The organism is Bilophila sp. 4_1_30 (assembly GCF_000224655.1).
In the GTDB taxonomy this organism is placed as follows: Bacteria; Desulfobacterota; Desulfovibrionia; order Desulfovibrionales; family Desulfovibrionaceae; genus Bilophila; species Bilophila wadsworthia.
Genome location: NZ_JH114272.1, coordinates 1 through 950 on the forward strand (window position 1 = coordinate 1; position 950 = coordinate 950).

1 protein-coding gene is annotated in these 950 nt (G+C 55.8%); it reads right to left on the reverse strand.

The genetic code is table 11. The features are described 5' to 3' along the window. Nucleotides 1-290: 290 nt before the first annotated feature. Nucleotides 291-950: OmpP1/FadL family transporter (locus HMPREF0178_RS20095; RefSeq protein ID WP_009369374.1), on the reverse strand; the 660-nt coding region annotated here is incomplete at its 5' end.

The following is a 950-nucleotide window of genomic DNA, read 5'->3' on the forward strand; positions in this document are numbered from 1 at the left end:
AAAACCCCCTCCTCTCCCATCTCAAAGACTTTTGGCCTTATTGAATCCCTCTTGCTGGTTTTCCCCGTGGTTGGAGGGGCGGGGAAGAGGAGACATGTATTCTTTTGGGTTTTACCATGTGAAAAAGGCAAGGAAACGTTCGTTTCCTTGCCTTGTGTCTTTTTGATGCGAAACCGGGAGACGTAGGCCGACAAACGGGACTGGGCCGTCCCTCAGCCCATCACCGACCTTTACGAAAGTCTTTGGGAGGGGTGGGGGAGTTTGAGGGGGCTCAAGTGTCTCTTCAACCGCTAGAACTTGTAACCAACGGATACGGCGGCGATATGGCTGCTCCCGTTGTGGGAACGTCCCTTCAGGACGCCGTCGGCGGTGGACTTGTCGTAGCTGAGTTCCTTGATGATCAGGTAACCGTAAGCAAGGTCAACGGTCCACTGATCCCAGTTGAAGCCCACACCGGCGGTGATGCGGTGACGCCCGTTGCTCGGGGTCATGTAGTCGCAGGTGCTATCCTTCATCGGGCTGGTTTCGAAAACATAGCCGCCGCGCAGGGTTAGCCAGTCGAGCGCCTTGTATTCGGCACTGACGTTGAAGCCCCACGTGTCGCGCCAGTTTTTGGGGCTGTATGCGGTGCCGTACTGGGGATTGTCCATATGGATATTCAGGGAGCGGTAGTTGCTCCATACGGTATAGACGGTTCCGGCTTCGAAGCTCAGGGTTTCCATGGGCTTCCACATCACGCCGAAGGAAATGGTATCGGGAAGGTTCAGATTACCGTGCAGATCGGAGTTTGGTAGATTAACGAGGCCCGGAACCGGATTTTTATTTTCGAATTCGACGTGTCCGCGCACGGCCTGTTTGACGCGGCTGCGGTAGGTCAGGCCAGCGGCCCATTCCTCATTGAATTTGTAATGCGCGGCGAGGTTGAAGCCGGGAGCGATGCTGGACCCGGT